The organism is Streptomyces sp. NPDC002623 (assembly GCF_053592635.1).
The window spans coordinates 112,177-130,979 of record NZ_JBSFWB010000009.1 but is presented as its reverse complement, the minus strand read 5'-3'; the positions used below and the strand labels follow the sequence as shown (position 1 = coordinate 130,979).

The window sequence follows — 18,803 nt, the reverse complement described above, 5'->3', positions numbered from 1 at the left end:
GCACCGAGTTGAGGCGAATTCGTGCGCTTGTTCCCAAATGTTCCGAAGATGCCGACAGATCCCTACAGAGGGTGCCCACATGGTGAGTGTTCAGTCCCCACCCGGTCGCCGAGAAGTCTCCTACGCGCGGCTGCTGTTGCTGCCCGCGATACTGACGGCCGCGGCGACCGGAGCCGCCGTCGCCCTCGTGGCGACGCAGGCACGGCTCGCCGTCGGCGTCTGCGGAGCCGTCGCCACCCTCCTGGTGATCGCGGCGGGAGCCGATTCGGTACGCCGCAGCAGGCGGCACCAGGAACTGCTCGCGGAGAAAGACGAGTTCATCGTCTATCTGGAATCGCGCGTCGCCGACCACGAGGAGGAGAACCGCCGCCTCGCCGAGCGGCACGTGCCCGACGCCGTGGCGTGGCTGCGCGCCGGAAATTCCCCCAGGGAGGTGATCCGCGACCTCTGCGAGAGTGATCCTTCGTTCCGCGAACTCGACCCGGCACAGCACGCCGTGGTCCGGAAGATCCTCGACATCGTCGACCACGAGGAGTCCCTGCGCGACTCCGCCCAGCGCTCCTTCGTCAGCGTCGCCCGCCGCATCCAGGCCATCGTCCACCAGCAGGCCCACGAACTGCGGGAGATGGAGGAGGACCACGGCCACAACCCCGAGGTCTTCGACGACCTGCTGCGCGTCGACCACGGCACCTCCATGATCGGCCGGCTCGCCGACTCCATCGGTGTGCTCGGCGGCGGCCGGCCCGGCCGCAACTGGCCCCGGCCGGTCCCGCTGTACAGCGTGATGCGCGGCGCCATGTCCCGGATCCTGGAGTACCGGCGCATCCAGCTGGACTCCATCGCCAAGGTCAACATCCGCGGCCTCTCCGTCGAGCCGCTGCTCCACGCGATCGCCGAACTCCTCGACAACGCCACCCGCTACTCGCCCCCGACGAGCAAGGTGCACGTCAACGCCGTCGAGGTGCAGACCGGCATCGCCATCGAGATCGAGGACGCCGGAGTCAGCCTCAGCGAGGAGACCCGCGCCAAGGCCGAGCTCATGCTGGAGCAGGCCAAGGCCGGCGTCGACATCCAGGACGTCGGCATCACCCCCCGCCTCGGCCTCGCGGTCGTCGGCCGTCTGTGCACCTCGTTCAACCTGGAGGTCTCGCTGCGCAAGTCGGCGTACGGCGGCGTCCGCGCCGTTCTCGTCGTGCCCAGCGAGATGCAGACCACCGACCCCGCCCCCGGCTTCGCGCACGGCATCGGCGCCACCGCCGTGCCGCAGATCGACCTGAGCGAGATCGGCGAGGGCCCCAAGCGCCCGCCCAAGAAGCGCCGCCCCACCAGGCCGCGCATCCCGGCCGGGGTCTCCCTGACCGACGACGAGGTGCCCGAGGTCACCGAGTGGACCGAGCAGGGCCTGCCGCAGCGCCGCAGCAAGCAGACGATCTCCATCGTCCAGCGCTACGCGGAGGCGTACGCCGCCCAGGACGCCGCGGCCCGGGGCGAGCCGGACCCCTTCGCACGGCCCGAGCCGGAGCCCGCGCCCAAGAAGAAGAAGGCCGAGCCCGGGGTGGGTTTCGAGGCGTTCTGGGAGGGCCTGAAGAAGGGCATCCCCGAGGGCACGCACCCGACCGACTTCACCCGCAACCCCACCGCCTATCTGTACCTGCTCGAAGACAAGGCCGTACCCGAGGCCGACGATGAAGGGGACCTCACGTGATCCAGCAGCGCCAAAACTTCGACTGGCTGCTCAAGGAGCTCTACGACGGCGTTCCGGGCATCGAGATGATCGTCGTGCTCTCGGCCGACGGTCTGCGCATCGCCCGCTACGCCGGTGACCCCGACGCCGCGGACCGGGTCGCCGCCGCCTGCGCGGGCATGCAGAGCCTCGCCGGCGCGGTCGCCGAGGAGATCCCCTCCGTCGAGGGCGAGATGAACCTCCTCATGATCGAGATGGACGGCGGCTACTTCTACCTGATGGCCGCCGGCGCCAACGCCTACCTCGCGGTCCTGTCCGACGTGCGCTGCGAGGCCGGCCGGATGAGCGGCATGATGCGCGACCTCGTGGTCCGCATCGGCGCCCACCTGACCAGCCCGCCCCGCCGCAACGGGCAGAGCGTATGACGCCTCCGCAACGCCGACGGCGACAACCCCTGCCCGAGCCGCCCCCGCCGTTCACGCAGCCCCCCAAGGAGGGGGAGGACAAGAACCTGGAGCGGCTCTACACCATCACGGGCGCGGACGGTGAGCGCGCGCCCGTCGACCTCGTCACGTTAATCGTGGCGCGCGCCGACCCGCCCTCGTCAGCCACTCCGGAACAGCGGGCGGTGCTGCGCCTGTGCGCCGCACCGCTGTCGGTGGCCGAGGTGTCGGCCTACCTCCGGCTGCCGTTCAGTGTGGTGACCGTGCTCCTCACCGAGATGCTGGCGGCCGAACTCGTGCAGGCGCGCGCCCCCATCGTCCGGCAGCAGGTCCCCGACCGTTCCCTCCTCGAAGCGGTGATGCATGGACTTCAACGGCTCTGACACGATTCCCGGCCCACGGGCCGAGGATCATCTGCCGCACACCACCACGGCCGCGGCGAAGATCGTCATCGTGGGCGGCTTCGGCGTCGGCAAGACCACCATGGTCGGTTCCGTCAGCGAGATCAGGCCGCTGACCACCGAGGAGACCATGACCCAGGCGGGCATCGGGGTCGACGACAACTACGGCTCCGAGACCAAGACCGCCACCACCGTGGCCATGGACTTCGGCCGGATCCGCATCACCGAGCAGGTCGTGCTCTATCTGTTCGGCACACCCGGCCAGGAACGCTTCTGGTTCCTGTGGAACGGGCTGTTCGAAGGCGCGCTGGGCGCGGTCGTCCTGGTCGACACCCGTCGCCTGGAGGTCAGCTTCGAGGTCATGGGCCGGCTCGAGGAAGGCGGTGTGCCCTTCGTCGTCGCCGTCAACACCTTCCCCGACGGGCCCCGCTACCCCGTCGAGGACCTGCGCGCCGCGCTCGACCTGCCCCCCGAGATCCCGATCGTGGAGTGCGACGTCCGCCGCCGCGCCTCCAGCCGGGACGTCCTGATGACCCTCATGCGCTTCCTGCACGAACTGGCCCTGAGCCGCAGCCTCATCTGACACCCACCCGCACCACCACTCCCCCCAACACCGCACACAGCGAAGTTTCGGAGCGACCCTGTGACTCCCGAACACCCCACCCCGACCGGCCCGCACGACCTCGCCCTGGACCCGCCGCCCGGCTGCCCCGCCCACCGCCGAGGGCCCGGAGGACTGGCCCGGCTCTACGGCCCCGGCGCGGAGAACCTCGGCGAACTGTACGAGCAACTCCGCGAGGAGTACGGCCCCGTGGCACCGGTGCTGATCCACGACGACCTGCCGATGTGGATGGTCCTCGGACACGCCGAGAACCTGCACATGGTGCGGACGCCCTCGCAGTTCTGCAAGGACAGCCGGATCTGGTCGCCGTGGGTGGAGGGCAAGGTCAGGCCCGACCACCCGCTCATGCCGCACATCGCCTATCAGCCCATGGCCGCCCACGCCGAGGGCGACGAGCACCTGCGGCTGCGGGGCGCGGTCACCGCGGCCATGGCGACCATCGACGACCGCAGCCTGCGCCGCTTCATCAACCGCTCCTCCCAGCGCCTCGTCAACCGCTTCTGCGAGGAGGGCCGCGCCGACCTGGTCGGCCAGTTCGCCGAGCACCTTCCGATGGCCGTGGTGTGCCATGTCATCGGCATGCCCGAGGAGTACGACGACCGGATGGTGCACTGCGCCCGCGACGCGCTCAAGGGCTCCGAGACCGCCATCGCCAACCACGCCTACGTCATCGAGGCGCTGGCCCGGCTGACCGACCGCCGCCGCGCCCAGCCCGAGGACGACTTCACCAGTCACCTCATCAACCACCCCGCGGGGCTCACGGACCAGGAGATCAGGGAACACCTGCGCCTGGTGCTCTTCGCCGCCTACGAGGCCACCTCCAACCTGCTCTCCAACACGCTGCGCACGGTCCTCACCGACCCGCGCTTCCTCGCCCAGCTCAACGGCGGCCAGATGACGGTGCCGGAGGCGGTCGAGCAGTCCCTGTGGGACGAGCCCCCGTTCAGCACCGTCTTCGCCTACTTCGCCAAGCAGGACACCGAGCTCGGCGGTCAGCGCATCCGCCAGGGCGACGGCCTGTTCTTCGCGCCCGCCCCCGGCAACGTCGACCCCCGGGTGCGCCCCGACCTGTCCGCCCACATGATGGGCAACCGCTCGCACCTCGCCTTCAGCGGCGGCCCGCACGAATGCCCCGGCCAGGACATCGGCCGTGCCATCGCCGACGTCGGCGTCGACGCGCTGCTGATGCGGCTGCCGGACGTGCAACTCGACTGCGACGAGGACGAGTTGCGCTGGACGGCGTCGATCGCCTCACGGCATCTGGTGGCCCTGCCGGTCCGGTTCGAGCCGAAGCCCCAGCAGGACGTCAGGCACAAGCCGAGCCACTCCCCGATCCCGCCGCAGCGCATGACGCGCCCGGTGAACACAGCGCCGCGGCCCGCGCCGACGCCGCCGGCCGCCGCCGAGCCGGTGGCCGCGCCGCCCGCCCCGCAGCCGACGCAGCCCGCCCGCAGGCCCAACGTCTGGCGGCGCTTCGTGATCTGGGTGCGCGGCTACTGAGGGATCGTCGGCCGTCCCGGTCGTCCCGGTCGTCCCGGTCGTCCCGGTGTGGCGGGAGTCGCGGCCCAACGGTCGTACGACGCCCAGGCCTCCAGATCCCGCCCACTGCGCAGCCGGTGCTCCGTCCCCGTGACCGGATCGGTGAACTCCAGCTCCCGCGCCAGCAGTTGCAGCGGGCGCCGGAACTCGCCGGCCGGCTCGGGGGCGGCCACCTCGGGGTAGAGCGGATCGCCCAGGATCGGCACGCCGAGCGTGTTCATGTGCACCCGCAGCTGATGGGTCTGCCCGGTGGCGGGCAGCAGCCGGTACCGGGCGAGCCCCGGCGCCCGGTGCTCGACCAGCTCGACGCGGCTCACCGCGTTCGGCTCGCCCGCCACCTCGTAGGCGGCCAGCACTCCACGCTCCTTGACGATCCGGCTGCGCACCGTCCGGGGCAGGGCGAGCCCGGGGTCGTGGGGCGCGAGCGCCTCGTACACCTTGTGCACGCGGCGCTCACGGAACAGCGCCTGGTACGCACCGCGCTCCTCGGGGCGCACGGTGAACAGCACGAGCCCGGCGGTGAGCCGGTCGAGCCGGTGCGCGGCGCCGAGGGCGGGAATGCCCAGCTCCCGCCGCAGTCGGGCCAGCGCGGTCTCGGTGACATGACTGCCGCGCGGGGTGGTGGCCAGGAAGTGCGGCTTGTCCGCGACGACGATGTGCTCGTCGCGGTACACGATCTCCAGCGGGAACGGCACGGGCGCCTCGGGCGGCAGCTCGCGATGGAACCACACGAACATCCCCGGCACATAAGCCGCGTCCGGCGCCACCGCAGCACCGTCGGCGCCCACGACGAGCCCGGCCGCCAGCATCCCGTCCACGATCCCGGCGCGCGCCTCGCCCATCCGCTCCACGAGGTGCTCCCGCACGGTGGCCCAGGCGCCCTCGCCCGGCAGCCGCACCCGCACGGGGTCGATCCCGTCGCGCTGCGGCAGGGGGGAGGGCGGGGGAGGGGTACGACGTCTCATCGCGGTCAAGCGTACGGCGGCGACGGAGCGGGGCGGGCGTACGGCGGCGACGGGGCGGGCGGGCGTACGGCGGCGACGGGGCGGGCGGACGGCGGCGGGAAACCCGGTTGACTCCTCGCGGCCCGTTGGCAGGATGCGGATCATGCCTTATACCGCAGGCTTCGTCCTGCCCGCCGGAACCCTGTCGAGCGCCCCGCAGCCCGTGCTCCGCACCGGGGACGGACCCGTCCTGCGCCGGTGGCGGGCCGAGGACGCCCCCGCCGTCCACGCCGCCTTCCAGGACCCGCTGATGCACCAGTGGCACATCAGGGCCGCCGATTCCGAGGAGGAGGTGGCCGGCTGGATAGCGGAGTGGCAGCAGGCCTGGGAGGGGGAGCGGAGCGCCCAGTGGGCCGTCGTCGACGCGGACACCGACGTGCTGCTGGGACGGGTGGCGCTGCGCGGCATCCAGCTCGGCGAGGGCGTCGCCGAGGTCGCGTACTGGACGACCGCGGCGGCCCGTGGCCGGGGCGTCGCACCCCGGGCCACGGCCACCCTGTCGCGCTGGGCCTTGGACGAGATCGGCTTCCACCGCCTGGAGCTGTCGCACGCCACCGCCAACGAGGCCTCCTGCCGGGTCGCCGAGAAGGCCGGCTTCACCCTGGAGGGCACCATGCGCAGTGCGGTCCTCCACCAGGACGGCTGGCACGACATGCACCTGCACGCGCGCGTACAGGGCGACTGAGCGCCTGCCTTCCCTGCGCGCCCGCCTTCCCCACGCGGCCTGCCTTCTCTGCGCGCCCGCCTTCCCTACGCGGCAGCCTGCTGACGCCGGTACGCCCGGAAGGCCACGCCGACCGCGACCGTCGCGCCGAGGAACAGCACGGTGAACCACTGGAAGTACCAGTGCCCGCCCGCCGGGTCGTACACCGCCGCGCGCGGCCAGGCCAGGTTGACCGCCATCAGCAGGCCGTAGAGGAGGGCGAGGGCGTTCACCGGGACGCCCCAGCGGCCCAGGGAGAACAAGGGGGCGCCCGTCTCGTCGGCGCCGGCCGAGGAGAAGCCGCCGCGCAGCCGGCGCACCAGCAGCGGGCCGGTGACCATCGCGTACGCCAGGTACAGCATCACGATGCACGTCGTGCCGATGGCCAGGAACGCCTCGGGTGAGGCGAAGTTGAGCAGCAGCAGGGCCGCCGCGAGGCCGCCGACCACCAGCGCCGGGGCGCTGGGCATGCCGGTGCGCGGGTGCACGCGCGCGAGGCGGGCCGAGAACGGGAGCTGTCCGTCGCGGGCCATGGAGAACAGCATCCGGCAGGCCGCCGTCTGGATGGCCAGCGTGGCCACCGCGATCGCCACGACCACGTCCGCGAGCAGCGCCTTGCCGACGCCGTCGCCGAGGCTGCTGGTGAGGACGTAGGAGAGTCCGTCGACGCCCAGACGGCCGTCGGTGAGGCTGGGGGCGGCGAGCAGGCCGCCCAGGACGATCAGGCCGCCGAGCAGCCCCGCCGCGCCGAGTGCGGTGAGGATGGTGCGGGGCGCGGTGCGCCGCGGGTGGTGCGTCTCCTCGCTCATCTCGCCCGCGCTGTCGAAGCCGATCATCACGTAGGCGGCGGTGAAGGAGCCGACGAGCAGCGCCCCGAACAGACCGTTCTGCGCGGCCCCTTCGGTGTGGAAGGTGATGCTCGGGGTGCGCTCGGAGTGCGTCAGCAGCAGGACGACGATGAGCACCGCGCCGATGATCTCGGCGGTGACGCCGACCCGGTTGATCACGGACATCACGCGGTTGTCGAGGATGTTCACGATCGTCGTCAGCACCAGCAGGACCACGCCGAGCAGCGCCGCGTTGGCCGCGCCGTCGGCCGAGGTGGGGGCCGGGTCGGTGCCGATCAGCTGGAAGCCCGACCAGATCGCCGGCAGCACCATCTGCAGCGCCAGCGCGGCCGCGGCGACCACCACCACCTGCCCGATCACCATGATCCAGCCGGCGAACCAGCCGAAGGACGGCGTCGACAGCCGGGTGGACCACTGGTAGATCGCGCCCGAGATCGGATAGCGGGCGGCCAGCTCCGCGAAGCAGGCGGCCACCAGCAGCTGCCCGACCAGCACCACCGGCCAGGCCCAGAAGAAGACCGGGCCGCCGAAGGCGTACCCGAAGGCGAAGAACTGGAAGACGGTCGTCAGGACGGAGATGAAGGAGAACCCGGCGGCGAACGAGGCGTACCGGCCCAGGCTGCGGTGGAGTTCCTGGCGGTAGCCGAACTCGGCGAGGGAGCCGTCGCCGTGCCCGGCGTCGGGGGAGTGCGGCGGGTCGGGGCGTACGTCGGAGGATGTCGTTGTCGTCACGGCGGAACCTGCCTTGGCCCAGAGAGAACGTAATTCCTGTCGGGCGACAGAAATTAGGGACGGGCTGTTTCATGTGCGTCACGCCGCCGTGTCCGGGGCGGGCCCAAGTCCTCACGTCCTCGATTCGTCCCCGGCTTCACTCGATCGCGTTACATCGCGTCTATTGCCAGGGGTGGCGACTCGCGATATGTTCGGCTACGGATATTCGAAAGCGAGGTGGTCGTCGTGGCGAGGAAACGCCGCAAGCTCAGCAACCCGTTGGCGCTCGCCGTGATGACCACGCTCTGGCAGAAGCCGATGCACCCGTACGAGATCGCCCAGACCCTGCGCAGCCAGGGCAAGGACACGAGTACGAAGACGAACTACGGCTCGCTCTACACCGTCGTGCAGAACCTCGAGAAGTACGGCTTCGTCGAGGTGACCGGTGTGGAGCGGCAGGGCAACCGCCCCGAGCGCACGGTCTACGGGCTCACCGAGGCCGGGCGCGAGGAGATGGCCGAGTGGCTGTCCGATCTGATCGCCATCCCCGCGAAGGAGTACCCGATCTTCGAGACGGCGCTCTCGCTGATGGCGGCGCTACCGCCGGACGACGTGGTGCGGCTGCTGGAGACCCGGCTGAGTTCCCTGGAGATCCAGGTGGCCAGCGGCCGGGGCGCGCTCGAGAAGCTCTACGAGACGCTGCCGAGGCTCTTCCTCGTCGAGGTGGAGTACCAGCTGCACATGGTCGAGGCGCAGGCGGAGTGGGTCGGCGGTTTCCTCGAGGAGGTCAGGAGCGGCTCGCTGCCCGGAGTGGACGGGTGGCGGCGGTTCCACGAGACGGGGGAGTTGCCCGAAGAGCTCAGATCATGAAGAAGACCCCGGCGTGACTGTTGGAGCAGTCCCGCCGGGGTCTCGAACCCCGAGCTGAACCCGCCGTGAGGCAGTTCCAGGCGATCGAGGTGCGGCACACCCAGGATAGCCCGGTGCTCCTCCGGCGGATCAGCAGTCCCGTTCCGCTCACACAGGAGAGCAGCATCGTCATGAGTACGACTCGTGCGCCCGCCGTAGAGGCGCGTCAACTCGTCAAGACCTACCCCGGCGGCGTCACCGCGCTGAACGGCCTCGACATCACCGTGGAACCCGGCACCGTGTTCGGGCTGCTGGGTCCCAACGGGGCCGGCAAGTCCACCGCCGTCAAGATCCTCACCACCCTCGCCCGCCCCGACTCCGGCTCGGCCGTCGTCGCCGGTCACGACGTGCTGCGTCACCCGGACCGGGTGCGCCGGGCGATCGGCGTGGTCGCCCAGAACTCCGGCGCCGACCCGGTCGCCACCGGGCGCGACAACCTCCGCCTCCAGGGCAGGCTCTACGGCGTGCAGGGCGCAGCCCTCGACCGCCGGGTCGACGAGCTGCTCGAACGCTTCGCGCTCGCCGAGGCCGCCCGGCGCCCGGTCAAGGGCTACTCCGGCGGCATGCGGCGGCGGCTCGACGTCGCGCTCGGCCTGGTGCACCGCCCCGAGGTGCTCTTCCTCGACGAGCCCACCACCGGTCTGGACCCGCAGGCCCGCACCGCGATGTGGGAGGAGATCGGCCGGCTGGCCGGCGAGGAGGGGCTGACCATCCTGCTCACCACGCACTATCTGGAGGAGGCCGACCGGCTCGCCGAGCGCGTCGCCATCGTCGACCGCGGCCGGATCGTCGTCACGGGCACCCCCGACGCACTCAAGGGCGAACTCCGCGGCGACGCCGTGCACATGGAGCTGCGCACCGCGCTCGGCGAGCCGACCCGGGCGCGGCTGGCGGACGCCCTCGGGGGACTGCCGGGCGTGTACGAGGTGGTGTTCGACGGCCTGCGGGTGAGCGTGCGCGCGCAGGACGCAGCGGCGACGGTGCCCGCGCTGCTCGGCGCCCTGGAGCGGGCCGGGGTCGCCGTCGCCACCGCGACCGTGGCCCGGCCTTCCCTGGACGACGTCTACCTGCGCTACGCGGGCCGCCGCTATGCCGAAGCCGGGCAGGAGCCCGCCGCGGCCGACGCCCTCGTGCTCGCCGGGGGTGCGCGATGAGCACCGCGATCGCCCAGACCTGGTACCTGACGCAACGTCAACTGATGGTGTTCGCCCGTCAGCCCGCGTATGCCGTGATCACGCTGATCCAGCCGGTGATCTGGCTGTTCCTGTTCGGCGGCCTCTTCAAGGGCGTCGTCGAGCTGGGCGGCTTCGGCACGACCTCCTACCTCGACTACCTGGTGCCGGGCGTGGTCGTGATGAGCGCGCTCGCCTCCAACCTGTGGGCGGGCATGGGCACGTTGGAGGAGATCCAGCGCGGTACCCTCGACCGCTTCCTGACCACCCCGGTCAGCCGGGCCGCGCTGATGAACGGCAACGTCGTCCACAACGGCATCGTCACCGCCCTGCAGTCGGCCGTCATCGTGCTGCTCGGGCTGGCGGGCGGCGCGGACTACCCGGGCGGGATCGCCGGCGTCGTCGTCCTGATCGTCGCCTCGGTGCTGCTGGGCACGGTCTTCGGGGCGCTGTCCAACGCCCTGGGCATGCTGGTGCGGGAGCGGGAGTCGATCATCGGCGTCAACACGTTCCTGCTGCTGCCGCTGACCTTCCTGTCCAGCGCGTTCATGGCGCCGGACCGGATGCCCGACTGGATACGGCAGGTGGCCCGCTTCAACCCGTTGGACTGGGCGATGACGGCGGGTCGTTCGGCGCTGTCCGCCGACCCCGACTGGGGCGCGGTGCTCGTCCGCGGCGGGGCGCTGCTCGCGCTCGCGGTGGCGGCCGTGTGGCTCTCGATCAGAACGTTCCGGTCGTACCAGCGTTCGGTGTAGCCGCGGGTCGGCACGGCGGCAGGAGTCCTCGGGCGGCCCGCCCCACGGGTGCGGGCCGCTGCCGACCTCTCAGGCGGCCGGGGCCGCCCCCTCCTGCTCCGCCTCCACACGCGCGTTCCACTCCCGCTTCGAGGCCTGCCAGCCGTCCTCGTTGTGGCCGAGCCGCCAGTAGCCGGAGATCGACAGGTCCTCGCGGGAGATCTGGAGCTCGACGCGCAGGAACTTGCGCAGCTCCTTCACGCAGGCCGCCTCGCCGTGCACGAACGCGTGCAGGCGGCCCTCGGGGAACTCCAGCGCCCGGACGGCCTCGACGAGGGTCTCGCCGACGGGCCGGTCACCGCGGTGCAGCCAGACGACCGCCACGTCGGACTCGATCTTCTGCTCCTCCTCGGGCCCGGACACCTCGATGAAGGCGTGGGCGACGGCGCCGGCGGGCAGCGACTCCAGGGCGGCCGCGATGGCGGGCAGGGCGCTCTCGTCGCCGGCCAGCAGATGCCAGTCGGCGCTCACGTCGGGGGCGTAGGCGCCGCCGGGTCCCATGAACCGGACGGTCTCGCCCGGCTGGACGCGGGCCGCCCACGGGCCGGCCAGGCCCTCGTCGCCGTGGACCACGAAGTCCAGGGTCAGCTCGCGGTGTTCGGCGTCCCAGTCGCGCACGGTGTACGTCCGGGTCACGGGCCACTGCTCACGGGGGAACTCGGCGCGGATGCGCTCCAGGTCGAACGGCTCCGGGTAGCTCACGCCGTCGGGGCCGAAGAGCAGTTTGACGTAGTGGTCGGTGCACGTTCCCGCGGTGAACTCCGCCAGGCCCTCGCCGCCGAGCACGACGCGCTGCATGTGCGGGGTGAGCCGTTCGGTGCGGACGACCTGTGCGGAGTGCGGCTTCCGCGGCTGCCGTGCCGGACGTTCTGCCATGGCGGCCTCCCATGTCTGTATGGTTAGGTTTACCTAAGTTAGCATCCCTCCCCCGGCGATGCTCCCCGTTCGAGAGGTTGAATCACCCCTCTTTCAGAGGATGACTTCCGCCTGGGGCGAATGTCATTCCCTGATGCGAGAACAATGCTTACGCGGGCCGGGTCGCCAGCGTCGTCAGCAGTCGCTGCAACGACCCGCCGAGTCCCCAGCGCTCCGCCAGTGCCTCCAGTGTCTCCCCGTCCCGCGGCGAACGCGGAAGCGCGGTGCTCACCTCCGGCAGCGGCACGTCGTCCGCGACCTTGACCACCTTGGGCGCGACCGCCACATACGGCCGCGCCTCGTCCAGCCGCTTGCGCTGCGACGGCGTCAGCTTCGCCTTCGGGTCGTCCACCGCCGCCATGATCCCGGCCAGATCGCCGAACTCGGCCAGCAGCTTGGCCGCGGTCTTCTCCCCGATGCCCGGCACGCCCGGCAGACCGTCGCTCGGGTCGCCGCGCAGCAGCGCCAGATCCGCGTACCCGCGCCCGTCGACGCCGTACTTCTCCCGCAGCCATGCCTCGTCCGTCAGCTGCAGCGTGCCGACGCCCTTCAGCGGGTACAGCACCCGCACCCCGCGCGCGTCGTCCACCAGCTGGTAGAGGTCGCGGTCGCCGGTGACGATGTCGACCGGCCCCTTCGCCCGCCCGGTGAACGTGCCGATCACGTCGTCCGCCTCGTAGCCGGCGACGCCCACGCGCGCGATGCCGAGCACGTCCAGGACCGTCTCGATGATCGGCACCTGCGGCGCGAGGGTGTCCGGCACCTCCTCCTCGTCCGGACCGACCGCACGCTCCTCGGCGACCCGGTGCGCCTTGTAGGAGGGGATCAGGTCGACCCGCCACTGAGGGCGCCAGTCGGCGTCCATGCAGGCGACCAGTTCGTCCGGCCGGTGGTCCTTCACCAGCCGGTCGATGAAGTCCAGCAGTCCGCGCACGGCGTTCACCGGGGTGCCGTCCGGCGCCCTCACGGAGTCCGGGACGCCGAAGTAGGCGCGGAAGTAGAGCGAGGCGGTGTCGAGGAGCATCAGTCGTCCGGTCACGCCTCGCATCATGCCGCACCCGGACCCGTGCGACCGGTGGGAATTCACTCCCGTGGCACGCGTAAACCATCTGTTGACCTGCTGTGAACTGAACCACTCGCACGTTTGCCCCGGTGGGGCCAGGGCAGGCGCGGCCTCGGAGCGGCCTGAGGTTGCGCCTTCAACTGTTTGCTGTTGCTGAGCGCTCCCTTCTCTGCTCCCGACGTCCGCTGTCCCCGATCGAGAGGTACGCGTGTCTTCCACGCTTGAGGCCGAGCATCTGTACAAGGTGTTCGGCAGACGACCCCAGCAGGCGGTCGAACGACTGCGCGCCGGAGCCGACCGCGAGGAGCTGCGCGCAGACGGCACCACCGCCGCCGTCATCGACGCCTCCTTCACCGTGCGGCCGGGCCAGATCTTCGTCGTCATGGGCCTGTCGGGATCCGGGAAGTCCACCCTGCTGCGCATGCTCAACGGGCTGCTGGAGCCGACCGCCGGACGCGTCCTCTTCGACGGGCAGGACCTCACCGCCCTCGCCGACCGCGAACTGCGCGCCGTCCGGGCGAACAAGATCAGCATGGTCTTCCAGCACTTCGCGCTCTTCCCGCACCGCAGCGTCCTCGACAACGCCGCCTACGGCCTCGCCGTCCAGGGCGTCCCCCGCCGCGAACGCGAGGAGCGCGCCGCCGAGGCGCTGCGGCTGTGCGGCCTGGCCGGCTGGGAGAAGTCCTGGCCGGACGAGCTGTCCGGCGGCATGCAGCAGCGCGTGGGCCTGGCCCGCGCCCTCGCCACCGACGCCGACCTGCTGCTGATGGACGAGTCGTTCAGCGCGCTGGACCCGCTGATCCGCCGCGACATGCAGGACCAGCTCCTGACGCTCCAGCAGACGCTGAAGAAGACCATCGTCTTCATCACCCACGACCTCAACGAGGCCATGCGCCTGGGCGACCGCATCGCCGTCATGCGCGACGGCCGGATCGTCCAGACCGGCACGGCGGAGGACATCCTGCTCCGCCCCGCGAACGACTACGTCGCCTCCTTCATCCAGGACGTCGACCGCTCCCGCGTGCTGACCGCCTCCGCCGTCATGGACACCGACGTGCGCGGCGACGAGGCCGACTGCGACTGCCGGACCGCGACCCCCGACACCCCCTTCACCGCGCTGTGCGCGCTCAGCGCCCGGCTGCCCCACCCGGTCGCCGTCCTCGACGGGCGACGCAAGCTCGTCGGCGTGGTGTCCAGGCAGCGCCTGGTCCGCTGCCTCGGCGACGAGGAGGCGGGCGAGGCGATCGCCTGCGACGGCTCGCGGGACGACGGGAGGAAGGTGACCGCCCGTGCCTAGGCTCCACCTCGGCGACCGGGTCGACTCCGGCGTCGACTGGCTCGTCACCCACCTGTCCTGGCTCTTCGACGCGGTCAAGACGGTCGTCGAAGGCATGTACGACGGCATCGACGCCGTCCTCGCCGCCCCCGAGCCGTTGCTCCTCGCCGGCATTCTCGCGGTGCTCGCCTGGTGGCTGCGCGGTCTCGTCGCGGGCGTCCTCGCCTTCGCCGGGTTCGCCCTGATCGACTCCCTCGCCCTGTGGGACGACGCCATGTCGACGCTGTCCCTGGTGCTCGTCGCCACGGCGATCGCGCTCGTGGTCTCCGTCCCGCTGGGCATCTGGTCCGCCCGCTCGAAGGCCGTCAGCGCGACGCTGCGGCCCGTCCTGGACCTGCTCCAGACGATGCCGTCGATGGTCCTGCTGATCCCGGCCATCCTGTTCTTCGGCATGGGCGTCCCCGCGGGCGTCGTCGCCACCCTGATCTTCGCGCTCGCCCCGGGCGTCCGGATGACCGAGCTGGGCATCCGCCAGGTCGATCCCGAACTCGTCGAGGCCGCCGAGGCGTTCGGGACGACACCCCGCGACACCCTGCTGCGCGTGCAGCTGCCGCTCGCGCTGCCGACCATCATGGCGGGCGTCAACCAGGTCATCATGCTGGGCCTGTCGATGGTCGTCATCGCCGGCATGGTCGGCACCGGAGGCCTCGGCGGCGCCGTCAACGAGGCCATCGGACAGCTCGACATCGGCCTCGGCTTCGAGGCGGGCCTCGGCATCGTCGTCCTCGCCGTCTACCTGGACCGGATGACCGGCGCCCTCGGCACCCGGATCTCCCCGCTCGGCCGCCGTGCCGCCGCCAAGGCCCGCGGCACGGTGTGGACGTACCGCCCGCGCCCGGTCGTGGCCGTGGTCGGCGTGGTCGTCCTCGCCCTGGTCGCGGGTGGCATGAACGTCTTCGGCCCGGCCGCCTCCTCCACCGCCGCGGCCTCCGCCTCGGACGTCGGCAAGGGCCGGGAGATCGAGATCGGCTACATCCCGTGGGACGAGGGCATCGCCTCCACCTACCTGTGGAAGGAGCTGCTGGAGGAGCGCGGCTTCAAGGTGAAGACCACCCAGTACGCCGCCGGTCCCCTGTACACCGGCGTCGCCACCGGCCAGATCGACTTCCAGACCGATGCCTGGCTGCCCACCACCCACGCCGAGTACCTGAAGAAGTACGGCGACCGGATGGAGGACCTCGGCTCCTGGTACGGCCCCACCTCCCTGGAGCTCGCCGTCCCCTCGTACGTGAAGGGCGTCGACTCCCTGGCGGACCTGAAGAACCACGCCTCCGCGTTCGACGGCAGGATCACCGGCATCGAGCCCAGCGCCGGAATGATGGGCCTGCTCAAGGACAAGGTCCTCAAGGAGTACGGCCTCGACGGCTCCTACACGGTCGTCGACGGCTCCACCCCGGCGATGCTCGCCGAGCTTGAGCGGGCCTACGCGGCGAAGAAGCCGATCGTCGTCACGCTCTGGTCGCCGCACTGGGCGTACAGCGACTACGACCTGAAGAAGCTGAAGGACCCCCAGGGCGCCTGGGGCAAGGGGGACGGCGTGCACACCCTCGCCCGCAAGGGCTTCGCCGCCGACAATCCCGAGGCCGCCGAGTGGCTGAAGGACTTCACGATGACCGAGGGGCAGCTCACGGGTCTGGAGGCGCGGATCCAGAAGGCCGGCAAGGGCAAGGAGCAGGACGCGGTCCGGACCTGGCTGAAGGAGAACCCGTCGTTGATCGAGAAGTGGGTACCGGTGGCGGATCCGGGGCAGTAAAGCGGGGCGGCCCGGTGACCTGACAGCACCGCGACCGTCCGACGAGGGGCGGGCACCGACGTACGGCCTCCATGGCCCGCGCCGGGGCCCGCCCCTCGTGCTCCCTGCGCGCCCCCTGTGCGCCCACGGCAAGGATCCGGCCAACCACAGAGAGCTACGTCCATCCCTGAGCCGAACCCCCGGCGAAGCCGGGGACGAGCGGGAACACTCACGGCCGTTCGCGCATTGAACCGGAAAAGCGGAGGGCGGGCGCGCGCCCGGCCTCTCCGGGCTCTGATCGACTGGCGCGATCTGTGAGGTCCGGTGTCACTCCATGTGTCCTCGATGTCACGGGCACATGAAACGGTTTGCCGAACATGCGTAGGGTGCAGAGAACTCATTGGACGAACTTCGGAGGAAGTTCGAAGGCAGCCAAGGCAGTCACGGCAGTCACGGCAGCGACGAGCGAAGGAGGGAGCCGGAGCGATGGGCGACCACAAAGAACAGCCCCTGCGGGTGGGCGCGGCCGTGCGGCGCCGGCGCCGTTCCCTGGAGCTCACCCTTGCCGTCGTGGCCGAGCGCAGCGGCCTGTCGGTGCCGTTCCTGAGCCAGGTCGAGAACGACCGCGCGCGACCCAGCACCAGCTCCCTGGAGAAGGTCGCCGACGCCCTGCGCACCACGGCCGTCGAACTCCTCGCCGCCGCCGACCCGGCGTGCAGCGTCGACGTCGTACGGGCCGAGGTCGCCGAACAGGGTCCGGGCACGGGACCGGATCCGGAACCGGAACCCCGCTCCCGTTCCCTGGTGCGCGGTCACCACCAGATGCACGCCTCCGAGTTCACCGGCGACCACGACGCCGGCCGTGAATTCCAGTACCGCAACGACCAGTTGATGTACGTCGCCGACGGCGCGGTGGAGATCGAGGCGGAGGGCCGCGCCTACCGCCTGGGCCGCGGCGACACCCTGTACCTCACCGGCGGGGTCCGCCACCGCTGGCGGGCGACCGTGCCGGACACCCGGGTGATCGTCGTCGCCGTGGCCGAGCACATCGAGGCGGTACGCGACCGGGACCGGGGCCGGAAGCGGTAGTGCGGGTCGTCTCGCTGGTGCCGTCGCTCACGGAGGCCGTGGCCGCCTCCGTGCCCGCCGCCCTGGTCGGCGCGACCGACTGGTGCACCCACCCGTCGGACCTCGACGTCACCCGGATCGGCGGCACCAAGAACCCCGACGTGGACCGGATCGTCTCCCTCGCCCCCGACCTGGTGATCGCCAACGAGGAGGAGAACCGGGAGCCGGACCTGGCCGCTCTGCGCACCGCCGGCCTCGACGTGCTGGTGACGGAGGTCAGGGACGTCCCGCAGGCCTTCCGGGAGCTGTCCCGGGTGCTCCGGGCGTGCGGGGCGGCCGCCCGGCCGGGCTGGCTGGCGGAGGCGGAGGAGGCGTGGGCCGCACTGCCGCGTCTCACCGGGCACGAGCGCCGGACGGCCGTCGTGCCGATCTGGCGCCGCCCGTGGATGGTGCTGGGCCGCGACACCTTCGCCGGGGACGTGCTGGCCCGCCTGGGCGTCGACCACCTCTACGCCGGGCACGCCGAGCGCTATCCGCGGATCCCGCTCGACGAGCTGCGCGCGGCCGCACCGGACCTGGTCGTCCTCCCGGACGAGCCCTACCGCTTCACCGCCGACGACGGCCCGGAGGCCTTCCCCGGCCTGCCCAGCGCGCTCGTCAGCGGACGGCACCTGACGTGGTACGGGCCGTCGCTGGCCGAGGCGCCGAGGGCGTTGGGCGAGGCGCTGGCCGAGGCGCGGCGAGCAGCGCACCGCTGAGCAGCCCGCGCGCGGTGTGCACGGCGACGACCGCCCAGGCGGCCACCAGGACGCCGTACAGCGCGCAGGCGAGCACGTCGTAGACGACCAGCCCGGTGTGCCGGGCCAGCGCCGCCGCTCCGGTCACACAGGTGCCGACCGGGAAGGTGAACGCCCACCAGGTCATCGCGAAGCGCATCCCGTGCCGCCGGGCCCGCACCGCGTGCGCCGTGGCCAGAGCGAGCCAGAGCAGCGCGAACCCCATGACGGGCACCCCGTACAGCACCGCGAGCACGGCGGGACCGCGGCCGTCCGGCCCGGCCACGACCCCCGGAGCGGCCTGCGCGAAGTTCCCGACGGCGGTGGTGGACTGCCCGAGCGGGCCCAGGACGAGGAAGAGGGTCGGGGTGAGCACGAGGGGCAGCGGCCCGCCCGTCACCAGCCGCCCGAACACCACCGGCAGCATGACGAACGTGGCGAGCAGACTCAGCCCGAACAGCGCGAAGCACGCGAGCAGCAGGGTCTGCCGCGGCTGTCCGGCCGGCAGATACGGCACCAGCGGCGGCCCGAGCGCGGCGGACACCATGGGCGCGACGAGCGGCAGCAGCCACACGGGCGTGGCCTGAGCGGGCTCCACCCGGTGGCGTACGGCCATCAGATACGGGACGGCGACGGCGGCCACGAGCCCGACGACCGTGCCGGCGACGAACAGCACGGCGTCCAGCGCCACCGCGGCCCGGATGCCGATCCAGTCCCGGCCGACGGCGAGCGCGCCGCCCCCGACCGCGAGCAGCGCCATCGCCAGGCAGCCGTAGAACGGGGCCGTCGCCGGGTCCAGGAGATGGGCGCGGGCCTGGTCGCGGTGGTGACGCCAGTGCAGGGCCCGGGCGGCGAGCAGGGCGAGCAGCAGGGCGAGGGAGAGCGCCCAGAAGGCCGCGCAGAGCGGCCGCAGCCCCGGGAGCCGCAGCGGGAGGGCGGCTCCCGCCGTGCCGACGATCGCGGTGCCCATGACCGTGGCGTACCAGTTCGGACCGAGGTGACGGACGGCGGTGACCATGACTCCACGGTCGCGTGGGGGCGCGTCGGCGACCAGGGAGGACTTCTCTATGGGGACATAAACTG

General features: G+C 71.8%; 18 protein-coding genes. 13 read left to right on the top strand and 5 right to left on the bottom strand.

What is annotated here, in order from left to right:
- Positions 1-79: 79 nt before the first annotated feature.
- The 5 genes from ACWD4O_RS18780 to ACWD4O_RS18760 are packed head-to-tail and all read left to right on the top strand — an operon-like array spanning position 80 to position 4,650.
- A complete protein-coding gene (locus tag ACWD4O_RS18780; protein ID WP_451281067.1) occupies positions 80-1,705 on the top strand; it encodes an ATP-binding protein in 1,626 nt (541 codons plus the stop codon).
- On the top strand, positions 1,702-2,109 hold the full coding sequence (locus ACWD4O_RS18775; protein ID WP_351908101.1) for a roadblock/LC7 domain-containing protein: 408 nt from the start codon (positions 1,702-1,704) through the stop codon (positions 2,107-2,109). The genes ACWD4O_RS18780 and ACWD4O_RS18775 overlap by 4 nt, the downstream gene beginning before the upstream one ends.
- Positions 2,106-2,510 carry a DUF742 domain-containing protein gene (locus ACWD4O_RS18770; protein ID WP_451281065.1) on the top strand — a complete coding sequence of 135 codons (405 nt, stop codon included), beginning with the start codon at positions 2,106-2,108 and terminating at the stop codon, positions 2,508-2,510. Before ACWD4O_RS18775 ends, ACWD4O_RS18770 begins: the two co-directional genes overlap by 4 nt.
- The gene (locus ACWD4O_RS18765; protein WP_451281063.1) at positions 2,491-3,111 is read left to right on the top strand and encodes a GTP-binding protein; all 621 of its coding nucleotides are present in this window, start codon (positions 2,491-2,493) and stop codon (positions 3,109-3,111) included. Before ACWD4O_RS18770 ends, ACWD4O_RS18765 begins: the two co-directional genes overlap by 20 nt.
- A 60-nt stretch (positions 3,112-3,171) precedes the next feature.
- Positions 3,172-4,650 carry a cytochrome P450 gene (locus ACWD4O_RS18760; RefSeq protein WP_451281061.1) on the top strand — a complete coding sequence of 493 codons (1,479 nt, stop codon included), beginning with the start codon at positions 3,172-3,174 and terminating at the stop codon, positions 4,648-4,650.
- On the opposite strand, the gene ACWD4O_RS18755 is transcribed toward ACWD4O_RS18760, so the two are convergent.
- The gene (locus ACWD4O_RS18755; RefSeq protein WP_451281059.1) at positions 4,644-5,654 is read right to left on the bottom strand and encodes an RluA family pseudouridine synthase; all 1,011 of its coding nucleotides are present in this window, start codon (positions 5,652-5,654) and stop codon (positions 4,644-4,646) included. The two genes, ACWD4O_RS18760 and ACWD4O_RS18755, sit on opposite strands and share 7 nt — an antisense overlap.
- Before the next feature lie 142 nt (positions 5,655-5,796).
- On the opposite strand from ACWD4O_RS18755, the gene ACWD4O_RS18750 reads away from it, so the two are divergent.
- The gene (locus ACWD4O_RS18750; RefSeq protein ID WP_451281058.1) at positions 5,797-6,378 is read left to right on the top strand and encodes a GNAT family N-acetyltransferase; all 582 of its coding nucleotides are present in this window, start codon (positions 5,797-5,799) and stop codon (positions 6,376-6,378) included.
- 65 nt (positions 6,379-6,443) lie between these two features.
- Here ACWD4O_RS18750 and ACWD4O_RS18745 read toward each other — a convergent pair whose 3' ends face one another.
- Complete coding sequence (locus ACWD4O_RS18745) at positions 6,444-7,976, bottom strand: amino acid permease (protein ID WP_451281056.1); 1,533 nt, start codon at positions 7,974-7,976, stop codon at positions 6,444-6,446.
- 225 nt (positions 7,977-8,201) lie between these two features.
- Here ACWD4O_RS18745 and ACWD4O_RS18740 point away from each other — a divergent pair, with 225 nt between their 5' ends.
- The 3 genes from ACWD4O_RS18740 (at position 8,202) to ACWD4O_RS18730 (ending at position 10,791) form a co-directional block, all read left to right on the top strand.
- Positions 8,202-8,825 carry a PadR family transcriptional regulator gene (locus ACWD4O_RS18740; RefSeq protein WP_450947849.1) on the top strand — a complete coding sequence of 208 codons (624 nt, stop codon included), beginning with the start codon at positions 8,202-8,204 and terminating at the stop codon, positions 8,823-8,825.
- Positions 8,826-8,995: 170 nt separating this feature from the next.
- Positions 8,996-10,018, top strand: a complete 1,023-nt coding sequence (locus ACWD4O_RS18735; RefSeq protein ID WP_451281053.1) for an ATP-binding cassette domain-containing protein — start codon at positions 8,996-8,998, stop codon at positions 10,016-10,018.
- Positions 10,015-10,791, top strand: coding sequence for an ABC transporter permease (locus ACWD4O_RS18730; RefSeq protein WP_451281051.1), 777 nt, complete (start codon positions 10,015-10,017; stop codon positions 10,789-10,791). Before ACWD4O_RS18735 ends, ACWD4O_RS18730 begins: the two co-directional genes overlap by 4 nt.
- Before the next feature lie 69 nt (positions 10,792-10,860).
- On the opposite strand, the gene ACWD4O_RS18725 is transcribed toward ACWD4O_RS18730, so the two are convergent.
- Both ACWD4O_RS18725 and ACWD4O_RS18720 read right to left on the bottom strand, forming a co-directional pair.
- Positions 10,861-11,706, bottom strand: coding sequence for a siderophore-interacting protein (locus ACWD4O_RS18725; protein ID WP_451281050.1), 846 nt, complete (start codon positions 11,704-11,706; stop codon positions 10,861-10,863).
- Between the two features lie 148 nt (positions 11,707-11,854).
- Positions 11,855-12,793 carry a 5'-3' exonuclease gene (locus ACWD4O_RS18720; RefSeq protein WP_451281330.1) on the bottom strand — a complete coding sequence of 313 codons (939 nt, stop codon included), beginning with the start codon at positions 12,791-12,793 and terminating at the stop codon, positions 11,855-11,857.
- A 223-nt stretch (positions 12,794-13,016) separates the two neighbouring features.
- Between ACWD4O_RS18720 and ACWD4O_RS18715 the strand changes: the two genes are divergently transcribed.
- The 4 genes from ACWD4O_RS18715 to ACWD4O_RS18700 all read left to right on the top strand — a co-directional run bounded on the left by ACWD4O_RS18715 (position 13,017) and on the right by ACWD4O_RS18700 (position 17,702).
- Positions 13,017-14,105: a quaternary amine ABC transporter ATP-binding protein gene (locus ACWD4O_RS18715; RefSeq protein WP_451281048.1), complete on the top strand. Its 1,089-nt coding sequence runs from the start codon at positions 13,017-13,019 to the stop codon at positions 14,103-14,105.
- Complete coding sequence (locus ACWD4O_RS18710; protein ID WP_451281047.1) at positions 14,098-15,897, top strand: ABC transporter permease/substrate binding protein; 1,800 nt, start codon at positions 14,098-14,100, stop codon at positions 15,895-15,897. The genes ACWD4O_RS18715 and ACWD4O_RS18710 overlap by 8 nt, the downstream gene beginning before the upstream one ends.
- 465 nt (positions 15,898-16,362) lie before the next feature.
- Positions 16,363-16,965, top strand: coding sequence for a helix-turn-helix domain-containing protein (locus ACWD4O_RS18705; RefSeq protein WP_451281046.1), 603 nt, complete (start codon positions 16,363-16,365; stop codon positions 16,963-16,965).
- Entirely contained in the window at positions 16,965-17,702 is a 738-nt protein-coding gene (locus ACWD4O_RS18700) for a helical backbone metal receptor (RefSeq protein ID WP_451281044.1), read from the top strand. Before ACWD4O_RS18705 ends, ACWD4O_RS18700 begins: the two co-directional genes overlap by 1 nt.
- On the opposite strand, the gene ACWD4O_RS18695 is transcribed toward ACWD4O_RS18700, so the two are convergent.
- Positions 17,602-18,738, bottom strand: coding sequence for a TDT family transporter (locus tag ACWD4O_RS18695; protein WP_451281043.1), 1,137 nt, complete (start codon positions 18,736-18,738; stop codon positions 17,602-17,604). The two genes, ACWD4O_RS18700 and ACWD4O_RS18695, sit on opposite strands and share 101 nt — an antisense overlap.
- Positions 18,739-18,803: the final 65 nt, after the last annotated feature.

Bases quoted from the DNA above. Each gene is read 5' to 3' on its own strand.
- ACWD4O_RS18730 (WP_451281051.1), top strand. From the start codon at position 10,015: ATGAGCACCGCGATCGCCCAGACCTGGTACCTGACGCAACGTCAACTG.
- ACWD4O_RS18725 (WP_451281050.1), bottom strand. From the start codon at position 11,706: ATGGCAGAACGTCCGGCACGGCAGCCGCGGAAGCCGCACTCCGCACAG.
- ACWD4O_RS18705 (WP_451281046.1), top strand. From the start codon at position 16,363: ATGGGCGACCACAAAGAACAGCCCCTGCGGGTGGGCGCGGCCGTGCGG.
- ACWD4O_RS18765 (WP_451281063.1), top strand. From the start codon at position 2,491: ATGGACTTCAACGGCTCTGACACGATTCCCGGCCCACGGGCCGAGGAT.
- ACWD4O_RS18750 (WP_451281058.1), top strand. From the start codon at position 5,797: ATGCCTTATACCGCAGGCTTCGTCCTGCCCGCCGGAACCCTGTCGAGC.
- ACWD4O_RS18720 (WP_451281330.1), bottom strand. From the start codon at position 12,793: ATGCGAGGCGTGACCGGACGACTGATGCTCCTCGACACCGCCTCGCTC.
- ACWD4O_RS18780 (WP_451281067.1), top strand. From the start codon at position 80: ATGGTGAGTGTTCAGTCCCCACCCGGTCGCCGAGAAGTCTCCTACGCG.
- ACWD4O_RS18755 (WP_451281059.1), bottom strand. From the start codon at position 5,654: ATGAGACGTCGTACCCCTCCCCCGCCCTCCCCCCTGCCGCAGCGCGAC.
- ACWD4O_RS18770 (WP_451281065.1), top strand. From the start codon at position 2,106: ATGACGCCTCCGCAACGCCGACGGCGACAACCCCTGCCCGAGCCGCCC.
- ACWD4O_RS18695 (WP_451281043.1), bottom strand. From the start codon at position 18,738: ATGGTCACCGCCGTCCGTCACCTCGGTCCGAACTGGTACGCCACGGTC.
- ACWD4O_RS18735 (WP_451281053.1), top strand. From the start codon at position 8,996: ATGAGTACGACTCGTGCGCCCGCCGTAGAGGCGCGTCAACTCGTCAAG.